The sequence below is a fragment of the Aerosakkonema sp. BLCC-F183 genome (assembly GCF_041929145.1).
In the GTDB taxonomy this organism is placed as follows: Bacteria; Cyanobacteriota; Cyanobacteriia; order Cyanobacteriales; family Aerosakkonemataceae; genus Aerosakkonema.
This window is the reverse complement of sequence record NZ_JBHFNU010000032.1, coordinates 17,507-36,028: the sequence shown is the minus strand read 5'-3', so window position 1 is coordinate 36,028 and position 18,522 is coordinate 17,507. Positions and strand designations below refer to the sequence as shown.

Genomic DNA, 18,522 nt, shown 5'->3' with positions numbered 1-18,522 from the left:
TCTAGACTGAGCATATGGCGATGGGAGGAAGAAAGTTTAATTTGCACATATTCGCCTTTTCTCAATCTAATTAATTTAATTGCCGATCGTAAATCCGCCATATTAAATGTTCCTGCACACCCTTGTGACGATAGACTCTCAATTTGTCTGACAAATCGAAAAAGGCGCTAGTGGCGGCTACTTCTACAATTAATTCTGGTGTGCCTTCGACACAATCACCGTCGCCGATCGAGATGACTGCCTAGACTGGAATCTGAATCTATTCATAGCAAGACATCTGGCTGCGTTTCGTTATCTAAATGGTAATATAGATGATTCCACCTTATTGCAACTCCTCTCTACCCTCCTATGGCAGAAACACTATTCTTCAATGCACTGCGAGAAGCCATCGATGAAGAAATGGCACGCGACCCCTCCGTATTTGTGCTGGGAGAAGACGTAGGTCACTACGGCGGTTCCTACAAAGTGACGAAAGACTTGTACAAAAAATATGGAGAACTGCGTCTTTTAGATACCCCGATCGCGGAAAATAGTTTTACCGGGATGGCAGTAGGTGCGGCAATGACCGGACTGCGCCCGATCGTGGAAGGCATGAATATGGGATTTTTGCTGCTTGCCTTCAACCAAATCTCTAACAACGCTGGGATGCTGCGCTACACTTCCGGCGGTAACTTCAAAATTCCGATGGTAATTAGAGGACCGGGTGGTGTAGGCAGACAATTGGGTGCAGAACACTCCCAGCGACTCGAAGCCTACTTCCAAGCAGTTCCGGGTTTGAAAATTGTGGCTTGCTCTACGCCTTACAATGCGAAAGGACTGCTCAAATCTGCGATCCGCGATGATAACCCGGTGTTATTTTTTGAACACGTCCTGCTCTACAATTTAAAAGAAAACTTGCCAGAGAAAGAGTACCTGCTGCCTTTGGATAAAGCTGAGGTAGTGCGACCCGGTAAAGATGTGACGATTTTGACTTACTCCCGGATGCGCCATCACGCGATGCAGGCAGTTAAGACATTGGAAAAACAAGGTTTCGATCCAGAAGTGATTGACCTGATTTCCCTCAAACCGCTAGACTTCGAGACGATCGGCGCTTCGATTCGCAAAACTCACCGAGTTATTGTGGTGGAAGAGTGCATGAAAACGGGCGGTATCGGCGCAGAAGTGATTGCCTCAATCAACGATCGCTTATTTGACGAACTGGATGCACCAGTACTGCGCTTATCTTCCCAGGATATCCCCACACCTTACAACGGTAACCTGGAACGCTTGACGATCGTACAACCAGAGCAAATTGTCGAAGCAGTCCAAAAGATGGTCGCCTTACGAGTGTAACCATCCACCCATAACCGGGTTTAGTTGGGCGATGTGGCAAAAAAGCGCGATCGAATCCCAGCGAAAAACCCGGTTTCTCAACGCTCTGGGCTGATAAACCTGCTCGAAAAGGATTATGATAGCACTTGTCCCCAAACCTTACTCCCTTCCCGCTCAAGAAATATGTATTGCCAGAAGGGGGAGTGGGAGAACGGGAGAGTGCGGGAGAAAAGAATAACGGAGTAAACAGTATCTAAAAATCCCATCCTCAGCAAAAAGAACTCAGCAGCAAGAATAATTTATTTTCTAGCCCCTTATCCCCTTTCCCCCTCTTCCCTAGTCCCTAACCCCTAGTCCCGACGCCCTAATTTTCTGTTGACTTTCTACTCTCTTTTGTATGCAAAAACAGCGTTCCTTATTAGCTCTGATCCTAGTCCTGGTAATTGCTGCCATCATAGTAATCGTTAAAATACCGATCCGATTGGGATTGGATCTTCTGGGTGGCGCACAGCTGACAATTCAGGTAAAACCGACACAGGATGTCAAACAAATTACTCCAGATGTTTTGGAAGCAGTTCAGAAAGTGATCGAAAACCGCATTAACGGTTTGGGCGTTTCCGAATCTTTGGTACAAACTGTCGGACAGGATCAGATTGTCGTGCAGTTGCCGGGAGTAAGCGATCCGCAACAGGCGGAACGAGTGCTGGGTGGCACAGCTCAATTAGATTTTCGCAAACAAAAGCCCGGTACGGAAGCTCAGCTATTTGCCGAACAACAGATCGCAAGGGAATTGAAAGCACAGCGAGAACAGTTGAGAAAGGCTGGGGATAAAACCAAGTTGGCAGAAATTCAGACGAAAATTAACAGCAGCAACGAAGCGATCGCATCTTTGTACGAGCGTACCACCCCCCCACTCACCGGTAAAAACCTCAAAGGTGCTTTCGCTACCACAGATCAAGCTGCCGTTAACTGGAGTGTAGCGTTGCGCTTTGACGGTCAGGGCGGCGATTTGTTTGCGGAATTGACTAAAAACATCGCCGGTACCGGACGTACTTTGGGCATTTTCCTGGATAACGAATTGATCAGCGCCGCTACCGTGGACGTTAAGTACGCCCAAGCGGGTATTACAGGCGGAAGTGCTGAAATTAGCGGACGCTTTACCGTACAAGAAGCCCAAGATTTGGCAATTCAGCTTAAAGGCGGTGCGTTACCGGTGCCGGTAGAAATAGTGGAGAACCGCACGGTGGGTGCCACGCTAGGTAAAGATAGCATCCAACGCAGTATCTATGCAGGCGTTGGAGGTCTGCTTTTGGTTTTAATCTTTATGGTGTTTTACTATCGACTGCCGGGGTTAATTGCTGACCTAGCTTTGATAGTGTATAGTTTGCTAACTCTAGCTAGCTTCGCTTTGGTGAACGTTACCCTCACTCTGCCTGGAATTGCCGGTTTTATTCTCAGTATCGGGATGGCAGTTGATGCTAACGTGCTGATTTTTGAGCGGACGCGAGAAGAATTGCGTGCGGGTAAGAGTTTGTATCGCGCCGTTGAGTCGGGATTTTACCGGGCTTTTTCTAGTATTTTGGATAGTAACGTGACAACGTGGATTGCCTGTGGCGCTTTGTTTTGGTTGGGCAGCGGTTTGGTCAAGGGTTTTGCCCTGACTCTGGCGTTGGGTGTGGCGGTGAGTATGTTTACAGCGATTACCTGTAGCCGGACACTATTGATGTTTGCCATCTCTATTCCCGAATTACGCAAACCAGAATATTTTGCCCCCAAAAAAGTTGAGGTATCCCCATGAAATTACAGGTAAACAAGCAGCGATCGCGCTGGTGGATAATCTCTGCCATTATCCTCATCAGTGGTTTAATTGCTATGCTGGTTTCTTGGGCGCAAATTGGCTCCCCTCTGCGTCCGGGTTTGGATTTTATTGGTGGGACGCGACTGCAATATGAATTGGATTGTCAAATACCGAATAATTGCAGCAAACCGATCGATGTAGGCACAGTTAGGCAAATAATAGACGATCGGGGTCTAACTAATAGCAGCATCCAAGTGGTAGGTCAGTACGGTCTTTCTGTGCGGACAAAAGAAAGAGATTTGAAAGTCGAGCAACGCACGCAGCTAGAAAAGGCTCTCAGCGAAAAAATTGGCACTTTCGATCCTAATAAAACTCAAATCGATACGGTTGGGCCGACAATCGGACGGCAGCTACTCAGTACGGGTTTGTTAGCTTTAATGATTTCGTTTTTCGGTATTGTGGTTTACATGACCGTCCGATTTGAGTTGGACTACGCCATTTTTGCGATCGTCGCTCTGTTCCACGATGTTTGGCTGACGGCGGGCTTTTTCGCTATCTTCGGTTTGGTGCTGGGGGTGGAAGTCGATAGTTTGTTTATCGTCGCTTTGCTGACGATTATCGGTTTTTCAGTTAACGATACTGTGGTTATTTACGACAGAATTCGGGAGATTATCAGCAAAGATGGCAATCGTGCGATCGCTGATATTGTAGATGATGCGGTCAATCAAACATTGGCGCGATCGATCAACACTACATTAACTGTATTGCTAACATTGCTTTCCATCTTCCTATTTGGCGGAGAAACCCTGAAATACTTTGCCCTTGCCTTAATTATCGGCTTTGCCACAGGCGCTTACTCCAGTATCTTCATCGCCAGTTCTCTGTTAGCTTGGTGGAGAGAACGCACGGGTCGCGGTATCCCCACTCCCGCAGAAGGGTTAAGTCAGGTTGATGCTACCAGTTCCAATGATGCCAGCAGTATTTGAGCGTTAAGATATCGTGCAGGATATCTAAAACCTTCCCACACTTTGCGGGTAAAACCCCTATGGATAGACCGGAACACAAATCCGAACTAACAGATGAAATAGGAACCGCCAGCCTTGACCCAAATTTCCAAAAGCAAGTGCAGCGATTGCACAATCTCACCGTCTGGGGTAGGTGGTTGGTCGTTGCTTTGCTTTGGTTAACTGTCGCTCCCTTGAGCTTGTGGGGACTCCGATATGAAATAGGTCTTTTGCGGCAGCATTTCACCTGGACAGCCGTTAAATACAGTATTGCTTACAATCACTTACCAGCAATGGGATTGGCTTTATGTGTCGGGATGACTGCTGCTGTTCTGATCTGGCAAAGTCGTAATATTTTAGTGGGAATGCCACAGGAGGAACACCGACGTCTGGAAAAACAAGTCAACCGAATTCGTCAACAAGGTTCGACTCATCCGCTGTGGAAGTGGGTGGTGGGTAATGGGTAGTGTCAGTACTAAAGAACAACTAACAACTAACAACTGACTAATGACCGATCGCCAATCTATTAGAAAAGGATACGAAGAATACAGCGTTAAAGGTTTTTACGAGCAATTTGGCGATGAGTACAGGAATCCTCACGAAGTTGTCATTCAGCAAGTTCTCCAAATAGCTGTCAAAAAATGGCAGTTGAATTTGCACAAAGTTTTGGATTTAGCTTGCGGTAGCGGCGAAGTTACTTTAGCGCTGAAAAGTTTGGGAGCTACGGATATTGATGGTATCGATCCATATACGTACAATGCCTATTTGCAACGAACAGGACAGCCAGCAGAAAGATATACATTTGAAGAGGTAGCATCCGGTATTCTTTGCCATAGGCATTATACCATCATAATTTGTAGTTTTGCCTTGCATTTGGTTGCAGAATCGCGTCTGCCTTTATTAGCTTACCAGTTGAGTTTGATTGCCAACTCAATGGTAATTATTACACCCCACAAGCGTCCTCAGCTAAAGCCTGAATGGGGATGGATTTGCTTGGACGAGATTTTAGTTGAGCGCGTGCGATCGCGCCTGTTTTCTACCAGTTATAGCCAATAATATTAGCTACGTCAACAACATATGTAAACGATTCATAAAATTTATATTATTTTAGTTACAAATCGTTTAATACCTGCCAGCCTCGAAATTGTATGGTAAATTATACCTATAAGCAAAAGCGGATTTAAATCCAAAAAGCTCTACGAACAAACTTGTCCGCAGACGGTTAATTAAATTGGCAGTAAATAGAAAAGCCAGTTGCTAGAGATAACAAATTCTCTAGTAAATGCAAAACTTTAAAAGTTGCACAGTTCAAACATATGACTACCCAATTGTTTGACGCGAATACTTATCGTTCGCTCAATCCAGACTTGGCTAATTTAGATGATACGCAAGCCTTATCTCATTTTCTAAATATCGGGCTAAACGAAGGGCGTCGCTTTAACCTATTAATAGATCTAAACTTATATCGCGATAGCAACCGCGACTTAGCGGCAGCAGGCTTAACAACTAACAAGCAACTTTTCGACCATTTGCAAAACTTCGGGATTGCAGAAGGACGCCGCTTTTCACCATTAGTAGACCTCGACTTTTATCTAGATAGTAACTCAGACTTGACAGCGGCAGGTTTAACCAGCTACAGCCAATTGTTCGAGCATTTGCAAAAAAATGGTCTGAACGAAGAACGCCGTTTTGCTCCCTTGATAGATTTCGATGTTTATAAAGCTAGCAACTCAGACTTAGCAGCAGCAGGTTTAACCAGCAACAAGCAATTATTCCAGCATTTAGTAACCAGAGGTATTGCAGAAGGACGCCGCTTTTCGCGATTATTAGACCTCGACTTCTATTTAGCTGCTAATGCCGATGTCAACCAAACTTTTGCAAGCAACAGAGAAAAAGCGCTCAATCACCTGCAATCGTATGGTTTAGACGAAGGAAGGCTGTTTTCTCGGTGGTTCGATCCCAATTTCTATAAATCCCACAACTCCGACTTGGCAAATGCTAATTTGAACAACAATCAATTGTTGCGCCACTTTGTCGAGTATGGTTTGCATGAAGGACGCGCATCCTCTATAACTTTTGATGTTAACTTCTACAAGACTGTCAATGCAGACATAGAATTGCAAGGACTAACTAATACCCAATTGCTCGATAACTTTCAAACTACTGGTTTGAACGAAAAACGGGCATCATCTCCTTATTTCGATATCGGCTATTACCTCCGCAATAATTCCGACTTAAAAGCTGCGGGTTTGAATAACGCTCAGGCATATGACCACTTTTTACTTTCCGGTCAACAAGAGGGACGTTTCGCTAGCAGTTATGCCAAGAATCCCTTAAGCTCAAGGCTAATTAAAGAGTTCAGACCTCAGCCTTATACTTTTCAGTTTCGCACGGGAACATTGACCGGATATCCATACCCACGTAGCTTCAGCAATGTGAACAACACCCTGTACTTTAACATTGGGTATCAGCTCTGGAAAAGTGATAGTACACCAGCAGGCACTACTTTAGTGAAAGAATTACAAAATAATTTGGGTGTCTTGCCGAGCGACTTCATTAATGTGAGTAACACTCTATTCTTCACGGCCAGCGATGAAACTAACGGGTATGGACTGTGGAAAAGCGATGGCACATCAAATGGTACTGTTTTTATCAAAAATATTGCCGAAATAGGGCCTTATGGTATGCCGTTTAATAGGAAATTTACCAGTGTCAACAATACGTTGTATTTCACTTCTTCTAATTATTCTAATACTGGTGTTCCCCAACTCTGGAAGAGTGACGGTACCCCAGAAGGTACGATAATGCTCGTTAAGGAAAACTTCAAGTATGGTGGCTTATCCTGGGAGCCTTTGTTTACTACTGTTAAAGGCGAACTTTATTTTGTATTCGATGATGAATATCAGACATACGGAAAGGAATTGTGGAAGACTAATGGGACTCCAGAGGGTACTGTTTTAGTCAAAGATATTCTATCCGGGCCAGATGCTTCAAACCCAAATAATTTGATTAATGTTAACGATACGCTATACTTTCTTGCCAACATTGATGAGTTATGGAAGACTGATGGAACAACAGAAGGTACGGTCATGGTTAAAGATTTTAACCAAGCGTTTAACCAATTTGACAGTGAGCCCAATTTAACAAATGTTAATGGTACGCTGTTTTTGAGAGGTGGATATGGCGGTGGAAATTCTTTATGGAAGAGCGATGGAACGACAGCAGGTACCGTGATGGTTAAAGATTTTCCAAAAGAGAGTTTGAGCGACTTCAATGTCGTTGATGGCACGCTGTTTTTCACGACTGAAAGCTTTGATAATGGAACTTATCTGTGGAAGAGTGACGGTAGTGAAGCTGGCACAGTAATGCTAAACAAAATTACTTCTAACTATTACGATTATCTGAATAACTTCACCCAAGTCAACGATACGCTGTACTTCGTTAATAACTATGGCAACAGCCATCAGCTTTGGAGAAGTGACGGTACGGCATCAGGTACGACGATGCTAAAAAACATCGAATCACAGTTTGATAACAATTTCCTGACAAATTTTCACAGTTTTAAGGATACTTTGTACTTTTCTGCCTATGTGGGTGATAAAAATAGCATTCAAGAGCTTTGGAGAAGTGACGGTACGTCGGAAAGTACGGTAAGGGTAAATGATGTTAACCCAGGTGCTGTTGGGCCAGAACCGAGTAATTTTAGCATTTTCAACGATCGGTTTCTGTTTACTACTCACGAGTATTTACCCAATATTGACCCGTCGCAACAGAGTGATATTTATCAACTCTATGCTGTAGATAGCAATCTAGGTTTGTAATGTTTATCGCTGTTGAAAAAATTGGCGAAAGTCTTCATCTTTCTGGCTCAGTTGTGCCCATTCTACACCTAAATCTCTGAATTTTTGTACTAAGCGATCGCACGCCGGTCTTTCTGTGGCATAATGTCCGGCATCGATTAAGATAATACCGCGATCGCGTGCTTCTTGGAATTGGTGAAACTTACAATCAGAAGTCAGATAAGCTTTAGCTCCCGTCTTCACAACAGCCGAAATAAAACTTGCTCCCGAACCCCCTAAAACCGCCACTTTGTCAATAGTTATATCTAAATTACTTTCAGGTGAAAATATCAGATTCGGAGGAGAAAGTCGAGTTTGAATTTCCGTGAGCAAATCCTTCAAAGTAAGGGATGGTTCCAGATAGCCAACGCGACCGTATCCCAATCCATCTTGACTGGGAGTTATCGGCGTAACTTGCTTTAAATCCAAAATTTGCGCTAACATATCCGCCGTACCATCATTAACTCGATCGAAATTAGTGTGAGCGGTGTAAACCCCAATTTTGTGGGTATAGGCAAGTCTAACCATTTCCGCAATAGGATTCCCACTTTGGAGGGATTTCAGCGGACTAAAAATGAGCGGATGATGAGCAAATATCAAATTAACTGGAATCCCATTATCGCGAAGAGAAATTGCTTCCTGCATCACCGCCAAAGTGGGAGTCAAACAAACTAATACCCGTACTGGTTCATCCAAAATTCCCGGCTCAATTTGCCAACCGCAATTATCCCAACTTTCTTGCCATGATGGGGGAGCCCAATTTTCAAACCAAGTAATTAAATCGATAATTTTCATATTTTAACGGCTGATGTTTTGCGAACCGGAAGGACATTCAATTATACTATTTTCACCTTGAGGAGGTTTTGGTGCTGCTGGAGGTTTGTTGGTAGAGAGATTGCTTTCGCAGATAACTGTAACGGTAGTGACATCGTTGCCATTTTTAATCGCGAACACAGCACCAGTATAGCTTTTCAAACCGGATCTTTTCGCTTGTGCAGTGACGATCGCGCTCTTGCTTTTATCCGGCTGAGGCACTATTTTATAGCTATAATTGACCGTTTCCGGCCTAATTCCCACTCCTAATTCTTCAAGAGAATTGCTAAAAGTCTGTTTTTCGATTCTAAAAGCTTGCTGCGATTTGACAATAGCATTGACATATTGTTTGGCTTCTGATTGTCTTCCTTTATTAGCTTGGTTGAGAAAAGTAGGCAAAGCTATGGCGGCAATAATCATTAATACAAACAGACCCAAACAGCCGCAACCTAAACTCGCCATAATCCAAATAAAAATATTTGACGATCGATTTGGTTGCGGAGTTTGTACGAAGTCGTTAGAATTTGATGGCTGTGTCATGAAAGCAACCTCAAATATCTCTGAGAAAGAGAGCCGAGAGTGGGGGAGAAAGGGATAAGGGGAAAGGAAGCCAAGACTCTTCAATTCAATTTAACGCCAATTGTTGCTGAGAGGATACCTCTGTCTTGGACAGCAAGGAAGTCGGCTGCGTCGAGCGTGCAAAAACGGGTATTTCAATTACAAATTCCGCACCCTTCCCAGGCTGGGATATACAATTCAATTGACCGCGATGTTTTTCCACAACAATTTGGTAGCAAATCGATAAACCAAGACCTATACCCTGACCTACGGATTTGGTGGTAAAAAATGGGTCATATAACCGTCGGCGCACTTCTTCTGTCATACCTGGGCCATTATCGGCAATACTTATTCTTATCCGCTGACCGACAACCTCTGTGCGAATGATAATGGTAGGGTGGGAAGGTGAGAGACTTGTAACCTTAGTACGTTCTAACTCTTCCAAAGCATCAATTGCATTGGCGAACAAATTCATAAACACTTGATTCAACAGTCCGGGATAGCATTCCACCAGAGGTAGATCGCCGTAAGCTTGAATCACCTGAATAGACGGACAACCTTCTGTTGCTTTCAGGCGGTTTTGCAGCAAACTGAGGGTGCTGTCAATCCCTTCGTGAATATTGACAAATTTCATCTCGGCTTCGTCGTGTCGCGCAAAATTCCGCAAGGATAAAACAATTTCGTGAATGCGCTTCGCTCCCCGTTTCATTGAGGATAACAATTTAGTGATATCTGCTACGAGGAAATCCAAATCGATCGCTGATTCTGCTTCCAAAATTTCTGGCGTACCTTGAGGGAAGTTTTGTTGGTAAAGCCGTAACAAGTGGAGCAAGTCTTGCATATAGCGATTTGCATAATCTAGATTGCAGTAAATAAAACTGACGGGATTGTTAATTTCGTGGGCGATACCCGCGACCAATTGCCCCAAGCTAGACATTTTTTCTTTTTGAATTAGTTGCGCTTGGGTGCTGTGCAGTTCGAGCAAAGCTTCTTCCAGCTGCTTGGCTTGCTCTTTTAAATGTGCTTTTGATTGGCGCAATGCCACTTCAGTACGCTTGCGAACGTCGATTTCCTGTCTCAAAAGGGCATTAGCTTGAGTTAGCTCAGCCGTTCGTTCTTCTACTCGTTTTTCTAACTCGTCGTGCGCCAGTTGGAGCGCCTCTTGTGCTAGCTTGCGTTCGGTGATGTCTCGCGTCACCTTGGCAAAACCGCGCAGCTGTCCGTCTTTCCCTCGCAAAGCTGTGACGACGGCATTGGCCAAAAATCGCGACCCGTCCTTTCGCACGCGCCAACCTTCGTCTTCAAACCTGCCTTCCGCTTGAGCCACTCTTAATTCTTGTTCCGGTTTGCCTTGTTCTACATCTTCGCTGAGATAAAAACATGAGAAATGCTTACCGATGATTTCCTCTGCCCGATATCTTTTTAACCGTTCGGCTCCTGCGTTCCAACTGATGACGTGCCCTTGGGGGTCTAACATATATATGGCATAGTCTTTGACGCTTTCAACTAACAAGCGGTAACGTTCTTCAGTTTCCTGCAAAGCTTGTTTTTCCTGTTTACTCGCAGTGATATCCCTCGCGACAAGGTAAATTAATTGTTCCTCATGAGATAGGGTGGCGTTCCACAACAGCCATTTGTAGGAGCCGTCTTTGCACCGACAGCGATTTTCAAAGGAAACAGTCTCTGTTATATTTTCGAGCTTCTGAAATTGTGTCCGGGTAAATTCCCGGTCTTGGGGATGAACAAATTCCAGCAACCGTAAGGAAAGAAATTCTTGGCTTGTAAAGCAGAGCGTTTTTTCCGACATGGGGTTCAATTGTTTGATGTAGCCGTCTAAACCCACGACGAAAAGCATATCTAGGGAGAGAGCGAAAAACTTGTCCGAGGCGCACCGTAAGTTCTGCTCTACTTTGAGTGACCGGTTTTCAACGATCGCGCTTTCTTTACCTTCCGTTGCCATTGTTGTATCCACCTGGTTTGCTTGTATCCACTCTTCGTATGCTTATGTTTTTATAAATCCAGAGAAAAACTAAAGTTTTAAACAGGATTTAATTTTTTCAACGCTCGATTGACAGCAGAGGATCGGCTCCTCTGCACCTTTACCCGCTGCACCCGCGATTAAATGCGTAAGCCCTATTAAGAAATTCTGTATCTTTACAGCTAGTTTAAACTTTAATATTTATTTTCTTATTTAGCAATATTTATTAATAAAAATTATAATCGTGATGTTTTAGGTTTAGGTGCGATCGCCATAGCCCTTTTTCAAGCCGAGAGATACTTCCGTATTATTACTTAGCCCAAAACCAAAATTACTTATTTATACGGATAAGATGAGAAGCCAGAGGGCTAGTGCAAGACGGCAGAAATTTCCCACCAGTCCTGTTGGCGAAGCCTGGGGCGTTAGCCGCATAGGCTCTTGAGCGGGGGAGTAGGGGAAGAGGAAGAATTTTGACCATCAATGATGTAGCTCGGTCTAATTTTCGTCAATGGTTAGAATATTTTGCTGTTAAATTCGACACAAAAACTGTTGCTGTTCCACCTCACTACACATCACAAATTGCTATTCCTGATGATGATATGAGATTTAGAGTCAAACAAGATAGTATTTTGTTGCTGTAACCTACTAAGCAGACGGGTAATCGTCACCCTGGTGGTACAGCAAGCATTTGCAAAGTCTTCGTGGGTGAGGCGAACTCTCAGACGAGTTCCTTCGGGGACTGCTTCGCCAAATTCCTGTTTCAACAGCAGCAGAAAATAGTACAAGCGGTCTTTGACTCGCCTCTGTCCGGAAATGGCTAAAAGAGATTCTGTCTGGCGCAGTCGATGGTTAATTTTAGAGAAAAGTGTCTGCGCGAGTTTTGGGGAGGCGGCTATTTCTGTTAAGGAAACCGACACTAATCGAACTTCTTTCGATAGGGCGATCGCTTGGTAAGCTTGCAGGGAGGTTAAGCTGGAACCAAAAGGCATTTCTTCGCCTGCCAATCCTACTAATACTTCTTGGCCGGTTTCGCTCAAGGTAGTCAGTTTCACCAAGCCGTGACATACTAGCCAAATAATTTGGGAATTGAGGGGAATAACTTCACCTTTAGCATAAACTTGAGCGGGACGATCGCAGCTCGGATGCAGATCGAAAAGATCGATCGCCTGTAGACTCCGCTTCTGTGCTGAGATATCTCGCAGCATCCAGCGTAGGGCGATCGGTCTGCCTTCCGCATCTAAGACGGGAGCTATTTTTACAGACGCATCAAACTGCTCACCCCCACGAGCTTGCATTCGCACTTCCAATTCTTGCACCCGGTCTTTTTGCTGAATTCGGTTTAATTCAGAACGAAAAACCCAACGTTCTGACTCAGTGATAAAAACTATCAGGGGTTTGCCGATCAGGAACTTTTGTGTTAGGTTCAGCAGTGAGCAGGCGGCGCGATTGGCTTCCCGGATTTTCCCTTGTGCGTCAGTCACTATGTAAGCATCCGGAGCGAACTCAAACAGATCCATGTAGCGCTGGCGTTCTACTTCTACCTGGGATCTGACTTCTATCAACTCTTCATTTTGCTGGTACAGTTCCTCTGCTGCTATTTGTAGTGCTTCCGAGGCCGTACCCAGTTCTTTAAAAGCTTTTGGCAGCAAGTCCGGTTGCGGCAAAGGGGTTGCGTTAGCTCCTTCGTACAGCTGGTATAAGCGACCGTGAATTGCTTCTATCTGTTTGGCAAATAAATCTACGTTCATATGCAAGTTTTAAACTCTCCCTGATAAACAAAAGGTACAGGTATTTTTGATTTTTGCATACTAACTAAAGAAAGATATTTTGACTATTTTTGATTACCCAGTCATTATTCTTTGGTCGTCAGGTATCTATTTTTCAGTGTATACCTCTGTAGGGTGTAGGCGCAAACCTAATCAACGATGCTCTTTTCTGTCTTGTTTCTTTATCGTCGCATTCAACCAACTCTATGACCGAGCGCGAATAAATGATTGCGTTTATATGTATAGCTTTATTTTATAGTATTTTTTTATAAATTCAAATCTTAAAAAAATCTATACCATTAAAGCACATCAATTAAATTTGCCATGCTTAAATTTAAGCCAAAATTTATTTTATCTATCCAAGGATAGATGTTAACTTTACCCCATATTCTATACTTATAAATTTATGGTATAAAAAATATTCGGGAGGTTACGTAACTCTTCTCAGGAAAAGCGAGTTGCTGTTAGAACTAACTTGGCTTGTTGCACTGTATGGTGCGGATCGACTTAGAATATAGGTTGACAACTCAATTAGTTCAACAATGGCCATATCAATAACTAAGAAGATCGAAGGATAAAAAAGTTAAATTCTTCCTTGTGCTAATTTTTCCCTCTCGTCTGGTGCTTCTTTCTACAGGCAGAGGATTAGGCAAACTCAGCAGGTTTAGTCTGTAGAAGTATAGTTAGTTAAAAAAGCTAGTAAGGTGAGGACAAATACTATGACGGAGAAAAGCAAGCGCGGATTTGCTTCTATGGACAAAGACAAGCAACGCGAAATCGCGAGTAAGGGAGGACAAGCCGCACATCAAAAGGGAACCGCTCACGAGTTTACGCCCGAAGAAGCTAGAGAAGCCGGTCGCAAAGGCGGTCAAGCGGTCAGTAAAGATCGCGAACATATGGCTGAAATTGGTCGCGAAGGCGGAAAACACAGCCACAAAAATCAAAAAGACAAGACCGATTCGGAGTAATGCGGTATCAAATGCGATCTGATCTGAGGGGCGGTGAGGCGAAGACGAATAGCTTGCAGGAATAGGACTGTAAATTATAACGAAAAATTTGCTAAGTTCAAACCTTGATAGCTTGAGCAGCAGCGATCGAATAAGATGATTCGTGCAGCGCGACAACAATTTCCCTTCCATACCTATGGCAGGGTACATCTATGCAGAAGGCAAGGCGAAGAAGAATTGAACTGGGGGGTTACTTGTCTCATGCTGCATTAGTCATGCCCTCCCAGAAAAGACAGCCCCGATGTGAAGGACGGGGTTGTTTTTTTAGGCGATCGCTGTATTAGCAAACACAGACTAACTTAACATCGGGACTATACTTACGAAAGAAGTGGGGGGTAAACAATAAAGATTATTTTATTTAATAAGGACAGCAATCGGACTAAAGATGATTTACCTGGTAGTTTCTCCGCCAAAAAAAGCGCTCAGCCCTGATAAACAATTTTATTGTTTATTTATGGCAGAGAAACTTACCAGGTTTTTTCCATTTATCCGATTTCAGGCAAAAGGCCAAATATCAACCCCGCTGTAGGTTGTGAGATTTATCGATAAATAATTAACAGAGGAGTAATGTAAATGACTGAATCGCTCGATAAAAATAACTTTTTATATCCGCATATTTCTTATCGCGGTCAGTTAACTCCAGAGCATTTACTTTATAATGCCAATCTCCAAGAATTAGCTCAAAAAGTTTCTTATATCTCTGCATTAGAAACAGGCGGTAAAATTTCTCCCACACAGGCATACGAACAAATTAAACTTCTGTGGAAAGAATTTAAATATACTACGCACAACTTGGGGATTGCTCATAAAGATTAATTGAGAGTTCTAGTGGGAGAGCGGGGGAGCGGGAGAATAAATCTTTTCCCTTTTCCGTCTTTCCTCTTCCCTCTTGTCTCTTCCTCTAGCCCCTAATCACTAACCCCTAGCACCTCACTTCCCTAGTGACGAATCGGGATTTCGATGACAAACTCTGTTCCTTGTCCCAGTATAGAACTACATTCTAATTTGCCATTGTGTTTTTCCTCAATAATCTGACTGCTGATCGATAAACCGAGACCCGTACCTTTACCGACGGGTTTGGTGGTAAAGAAAGGTTCAAACATCTGCTTGTGGGTATCTTGGGTCATACCAGGGCCATTATCGGCAATACATATTCTGACGCGATCGCCAATAACTTGGGTGCTAATCCAAATTGTCGGGATTGGGAATACATTATTTTCCCCAGTCCCCATTTCCAGAGCATCAATTGCATTGCTAAGCAGATTCATAAATACCTGGTTAATTTGTCCGGGATAGCACTCTACTAAAGGCAATTCGCCGTATTCTTTAATCACCTGAATTTCTGGATGTCCTCCCTTTGCTTTGAGGCGATGCTGCAAGATGAGCAGAGTGCTATCAATTCCCTGGTGAATATCGGCAGGCTTCATTTGCTTTTCATCCAGGCGCGAGAAATCTCGCAGCGACAAAACTATTTCGCAAATGCGCTCTGCTCCCTGCTGCATAGCACACAAGATTTTGGGCAAATCGTCCATCAAAAATTCTAAGTCGATCGCGTCAGCTTCAGCTTGGATCTCCTCGTGAGGTTGGGGATAGTGCTTAGCGTAGAGCTTGAGAAGATTGAGCAAATCTTCTATATATCTATGGGTGTGAGGAAGATTGCTGTAAATGCAGTTAACCGGATTGTTAATTTCGTGAGCAACACCAGCAAGCAACTGTCCCAAACTCGACATTTTTTCAGTTTGAATCAATTGAGCTTGTGTTTTTTGAAGTTGCTGTAAAGCTGCTTGCAGTTCGGCTGCTTGTTGGCGCGATCGCGCTTCCGATTGGCGCAAAGCTTCCTCTGCTTGTTTGCGCTCGGTGATATCTTCCGCAGTACCTTCGTAATAAAGTAAATTGCCCTTTTCGTCTCGAACTGTGCGAGCGTTTTCGGAAATCCAGATAATGCTACCGTCTTTGCGATAAACCTGTGACTCGAATCTGGATATAGATTCGTATTTTTCAATCTTAGCAACAAACTCAGCCCGCCGATTGGGATCTACATAAAGTTGCCGTCCGATATCCGTGCAACTCTGTATTAGTTCTGCCGGCGAGTCGTAACCGTAAATATGTGCCAGTGCTGGGTTAACGCTGAGGTAAAGTCCATCTGGTGTTGTTTGAAAGATCCCATCCACAGCATTTTCAAAAATACTGCGATATTTAACTTCAGCTTGCCGAAGTGCTTCTGTTGCCGAGTCGTGAATTTTCGACTGAGCCAAAAGTAACTGATGTACGTCTAACATTTTATATATTCCCCGTTCGTCTTGTACAACGATCGGTTCGCAGAGCAACTCAGGCGATCGCTCTAAAGACTGACGAGCTGCCACCACAATCGACGTATTGATATTAAGGATTAAAATTTCAGTTTGAACAAAACCGTAGAGTGCAACAATAGGTCTTTTTGAAAATAACTCGCAAGCATACGGACGGCTCATATACTCGAAAAAGCGCCGCCGCGAAATCATCCCAAAAAACTTACCTTCCTCCGAGAGGATGATACCAGGAAGCAAAGGGTTAGCCTTAAAAAGCTTAACAGCTTCTTCTGCCGGACAATTAGATTCAATGCTTTCTTCATAAAAATTTAATTCTGCCAGTTTAGCGTTCAAACTAGCTGTTATTTGGCTATCTTCCTGCTTGCCAAAAGCATGATTAACAGAGATTTTGCTTTCGCGCCGTCTGGCGTCTACCCGCTTTTGGTGAGGAATTGTTTTTACCAATTTTGGGTAGACTGGTGTCAGATTTATCGTGTATTCATTCAAACTTTCTTGCACTTTTTTTGATTGGTATAACCAATTGTCTGCCTGTTCAAAATCGGTGTTGTGCAGCAGTTGCATAGCACATCCGAGAAACTACTGAATTATTACACCTAGTATGGAATTTTTTCAGGATAGTTTGAGTGACCGCAATCTCTTGTATCTTGTGATGACATTTACAGTTATTTAGTGATGTATATCAGTATTCCCCGTGATTTCCGTTAGTGACTGATGTGATGTAAGTCACAGAGTACTTAACCCCTCTACGCTCTTGCCAAGGGAAGCCACAGCACCAAACTGAGGAGCGTCACAAAAAGAACGGGTAAGGTGAGAATTATGCTGATACTCAGATACTGTCCCCAGCTGATGTGTAACCCTTTGCGATCGAGAACGTGCAACCACAGCAGAGTAGATAGACTACCTGTGGGCGTTATCTTTGCGCCCACATCGCAGCCGATCGCATTCGCGTAGACCATAGCTTGTCGAATATGAGGATCGAGATCGGCTGCATCTTGAATAGCGATCGCGTTAATCAAAACTGTAGGCAGATTATTCATCACGCCAGATAATAAAGTTGCGATAAAGCCAGTACCGATCGCGGTTACAGAGAAACCCCAATCCGACAATCGCGCCAAACTATGGCTGAGAATCGCCGTTAAACCCGCATTTCGCAGTCCCGTCACCACCAGATACATCCCCAAACTGAACACCACCACCTGCCAAGGCGCTTCTCGCAAAATCTTGCGAATGGGAATCACCGCCTTGCTTTTCGGTTGAAGCCAGCGTCCGGCTAAAACCAACAGTACCAAAGCACCCAAACCGGCAATTAAACAAACTGGCACCCCCAGAGGTTCCGCAAGGAAATAACCGCACAAAAGCAACCCCAACACGGCAAAACTGCAACGAAACACGAGGCGATCGCGAATTACGCTTGCCGGCGATGCCAATTCCGCAACAGAGTAGCGCGACGGGATAGAGCGATGAAAGTATAACCACAGAACCCCCAAACTCGCAGCAGTAGCGACAAAATTCACCGGCACCATCACCAAAGCGTACTCGCCAAAGGAAATATGGAAATAGTCAGCGCAGATAATATTGACCAAATTGCTCACCGTGAGCGGCAGACTGGTAGCGTCGGCGATAAAACCGGTCGCCATCACGAAGGCGAGGGTAGCTTGGAAACCAAAACCCAGCACTAACAGCATTTCCATCACAATTGGGTTGAGAATTAGAGCAGTCCCATCATTGGTAAACAAAGCCGTTACAACCGCTCCCAGCAGAATCACCAACGGGTAGAGTAGCTTACCTCTACCCTTACCCCACTGAGCCACATGAAGTGCCAACCAACGAAAAAAACCGGCTTCATCCAAAATTAGGGAAATCACGATCAAAGCTACTAGCGTGAAAGTAGCGTTCCAAACAATTTGCCAAACTTCTGGAATATCTTTCCAGCTAACAACACCCGTAGCGAGAGCCAAAAGCGCTCCTCCCACAGCGCTAAACCCGATACCCAATCCTCGCGGCTGCCAGATGACAAGGGTGAGGGTGAAAATGAAGATTGCGATCGCCTTCGGTGCGGCACTGATATCTACCGATATTGTCATCAAAAGCATATTTTTACAAGCCAGTTAGGTACTGCCAACCTAGTTTAAGGGAACA

General features: G+C 44.1%; 15 protein-coding genes. 8 read left to right on the top strand and 7 right to left on the bottom strand.

Annotated elements, in window-relative coordinates; all coding sequences use genetic code 11:
• Positions 1 to 70 precede the first annotated feature (70 nt).
• Positions 71 to 229 carry a Uma2 family endonuclease gene (locus ACE1CD_RS08385; protein WP_374823173.1) on the bottom strand — a complete coding sequence of 53 codons (159 nt, stop codon included), beginning with the start codon at positions 227 to 229 and terminating at the stop codon, positions 71 to 73.
• 119 nt (positions 230 to 348) lie between these two features.
• Here ACE1CD_RS08385 and ACE1CD_RS08380 point away from each other — a divergent pair, with 119 nt between their 5' ends.
• The 6 genes from ACE1CD_RS08380 to ACE1CD_RS08355 all read left to right on the top strand — a co-directional run bounded on the left by ACE1CD_RS08380 (position 349) and on the right by ACE1CD_RS08355 (position 7,934).
• The gene (locus ACE1CD_RS08380; protein ID WP_374798391.1) at positions 349 to 1,332 is read left to right on the top strand and encodes an alpha-ketoacid dehydrogenase subunit beta; all 984 of its coding nucleotides are present in this window, start codon (positions 349 to 351) and stop codon (positions 1,330 to 1,332) included.
• Positions 1,333 to 1,708: 376 nt separating this feature from the next.
• Positions 1,709 to 3,109: a protein translocase subunit SecD gene (gene secD / locus ACE1CD_RS08375; RefSeq protein ID WP_374798389.1), complete on the top strand. Its 1,401-nt coding sequence runs from the start codon at positions 1,709 to 1,711 to the stop codon at positions 3,107 to 3,109.
• On the top strand, positions 3,106 to 4,095 hold the full coding sequence (gene secF / locus ACE1CD_RS08370; RefSeq protein WP_374823110.1) for a protein translocase subunit SecF: 990 nt from the start codon (positions 3,106 to 3,108) through the stop codon (positions 4,093 to 4,095). Before secD ends, secF begins: the two co-directional genes overlap by 4 nt.
• A 59-nt stretch (positions 4,096 to 4,154) precedes the next feature.
• Entirely contained in the window at positions 4,155 to 4,580 is a 426-nt protein-coding gene (locus ACE1CD_RS08365; protein WP_374823107.1) for a hypothetical protein, read from the top strand.
• A 40-nt stretch (positions 4,581 to 4,620) separates the two neighbouring features.
• The gene (locus tag ACE1CD_RS08360; protein WP_374823104.1) at positions 4,621 to 5,169 is read left to right on the top strand and encodes a hypothetical protein; all 549 of its coding nucleotides are present in this window, start codon (positions 4,621 to 4,623) and stop codon (positions 5,167 to 5,169) included.
• A 260-nt stretch (positions 5,170 to 5,429) separates the two neighbouring features.
• Positions 5,430 to 7,934 (top strand): hypothetical protein, encoded by a 2,505-nt coding sequence (locus ACE1CD_RS08355; protein WP_374798381.1) that lies wholly within the window; start codon positions 5,430 to 5,432, stop codon positions 7,932 to 7,934.
• A gap of 3 nt (positions 7,935 to 7,937) precedes the next feature.
• Here the strand turns inward: ACE1CD_RS08355 and ACE1CD_RS08350 are convergent, their stop codons facing one another.
• The 4 genes from ACE1CD_RS08350 to ACE1CD_RS08335 form a co-directional block, all read right to left on the bottom strand.
• Entirely contained in the window at positions 7,938 to 8,747 is an 810-nt protein-coding gene (locus tag ACE1CD_RS08350; protein ID WP_374823101.1) for a Nif3-like dinuclear metal center hexameric protein, read from the bottom strand.
• A 3-nt stretch (positions 8,748 to 8,750) separates the two neighbouring features.
• Complete coding sequence (locus ACE1CD_RS08345) at positions 8,751 to 9,305, bottom strand: type IV pilin-like G/H family protein (protein WP_374823098.1); 555 nt, start codon at positions 9,303 to 9,305, stop codon at positions 8,751 to 8,753.
• Positions 9,306 to 9,390: 85 nt separating this feature from the next.
• A complete protein-coding gene (locus ACE1CD_RS08340; RefSeq protein WP_374823095.1) occupies positions 9,391 to 11,283 on the bottom strand; it encodes a PAS domain S-box protein in 1,893 nt (630 codons plus the stop codon).
• A gap of 590 nt (positions 11,284 to 11,873) precedes the next feature.
• Positions 11,874 to 13,049 carry a PAS domain S-box protein gene (locus ACE1CD_RS08335; RefSeq protein ID WP_374823092.1) on the bottom strand — a complete coding sequence of 392 codons (1,176 nt, stop codon included), beginning with the start codon at positions 13,047 to 13,049 and terminating at the stop codon, positions 11,874 to 11,876.
• A gap of 737 nt (positions 13,050 to 13,786) precedes the next feature.
• On the opposite strand from ACE1CD_RS08335, the gene ACE1CD_RS08330 reads away from it, so the two are divergent.
• Both ACE1CD_RS08330 and ACE1CD_RS08325 read left to right on the top strand, forming a co-directional pair.
• Positions 13,787 to 14,035, top strand: a complete 249-nt coding sequence (locus tag ACE1CD_RS08330) for a KGG domain-containing protein (RefSeq protein WP_190464445.1) — start codon at positions 13,787 to 13,789, stop codon at positions 14,033 to 14,035.
• Positions 14,036 to 14,647: 612 nt separating this feature from the next.
• Positions 14,648 to 14,890 carry a hypothetical protein gene (locus ACE1CD_RS08325; protein ID WP_374798371.1) on the top strand — a complete coding sequence of 81 codons (243 nt, stop codon included), beginning with the start codon at positions 14,648 to 14,650 and terminating at the stop codon, positions 14,888 to 14,890.
• Positions 14,891 to 15,012: 122 nt separating this feature from the next.
• Here ACE1CD_RS08325 and ACE1CD_RS08320 read toward each other — a convergent pair whose 3' ends face one another.
• Complete coding sequence (locus ACE1CD_RS08320) at positions 15,013 to 16,944, bottom strand: ATP-binding protein (protein ID WP_374823089.1); 1,932 nt, start codon at positions 16,942 to 16,944, stop codon at positions 15,013 to 15,015.
• 182 nt (positions 16,945 to 17,126) lie between these two features.
• Positions 17,127 to 18,467, bottom strand: coding sequence for an arsenic transporter (locus ACE1CD_RS08315; protein WP_374823171.1), 1,341 nt, complete (start codon positions 18,465 to 18,467; stop codon positions 17,127 to 17,129).
• Between the last annotated feature and the right edge of the window lie 55 nt (positions 18,468 to 18,522).

Coding starts and splice junctions, on each gene's coding strand:
- ACE1CD_RS08380 (WP_374798391.1), top strand. CDS start 349: ATGGCAGAAACACTATTCTTCAATGCACTGCGAGAAGCCATCGATGAA.
- secD (WP_374798389.1), top strand. CDS start 1,709: ATGCAAAAACAGCGTTCCTTATTAGCTCTGATCCTAGTCCTGGTAATT.
- secF (WP_374823110.1), top strand. CDS start 3,106: ATGAAATTACAGGTAAACAAGCAGCGATCGCGCTGGTGGATAATCTCT.
- ACE1CD_RS08365 (WP_374823107.1), top strand. CDS start 4,155: ATGGATAGACCGGAACACAAATCCGAACTAACAGATGAAATAGGAACC.
- ACE1CD_RS08360 (WP_374823104.1), top strand. CDS start 4,621: ATGACCGATCGCCAATCTATTAGAAAAGGATACGAAGAATACAGCGTT.
- ACE1CD_RS08355 (WP_374798381.1), top strand. CDS start 5,430: ATGACTACCCAATTGTTTGACGCGAATACTTATCGTTCGCTCAATCCA.
- ACE1CD_RS08350 (WP_374823101.1), bottom strand. CDS start 8,747: ATGAAAATTATCGATTTAATTACTTGGTTTGAAAATTGGGCTCCCCCA.
- ACE1CD_RS08345 (WP_374823098.1), bottom strand. CDS start 9,305: ATGACACAGCCATCAAATTCTAACGACTTCGTACAAACTCCGCAACCA.
- ACE1CD_RS08340 (WP_374823095.1), bottom strand. CDS start 11,283: ATGGCAACGGAAGGTAAAGAAAGCGCGATCGTTGAAAACCGGTCACTC.
- ACE1CD_RS08335 (WP_374823092.1), bottom strand. CDS start 13,049: ATGAACGTAGATTTATTTGCCAAACAGATAGAAGCAATTCACGGTCGC.
- ACE1CD_RS08330 (WP_190464445.1), top strand. CDS start 13,787: ATGACGGAGAAAAGCAAGCGCGGATTTGCTTCTATGGACAAAGACAAG.
- ACE1CD_RS08325 (WP_374798371.1), top strand. CDS start 14,648: ATGACTGAATCGCTCGATAAAAATAACTTTTTATATCCGCATATTTCT.
- ACE1CD_RS08320 (WP_374823089.1), bottom strand. CDS start 16,944: ATGCAACTGCTGCACAACACCGATTTTGAACAGGCAGACAATTGGTTA.
- ACE1CD_RS08315 (WP_374823171.1), bottom strand. CDS start 18,467: ATGACAATATCGGTAGATATCAGTGCCGCACCGAAGGCGATCGCAATC.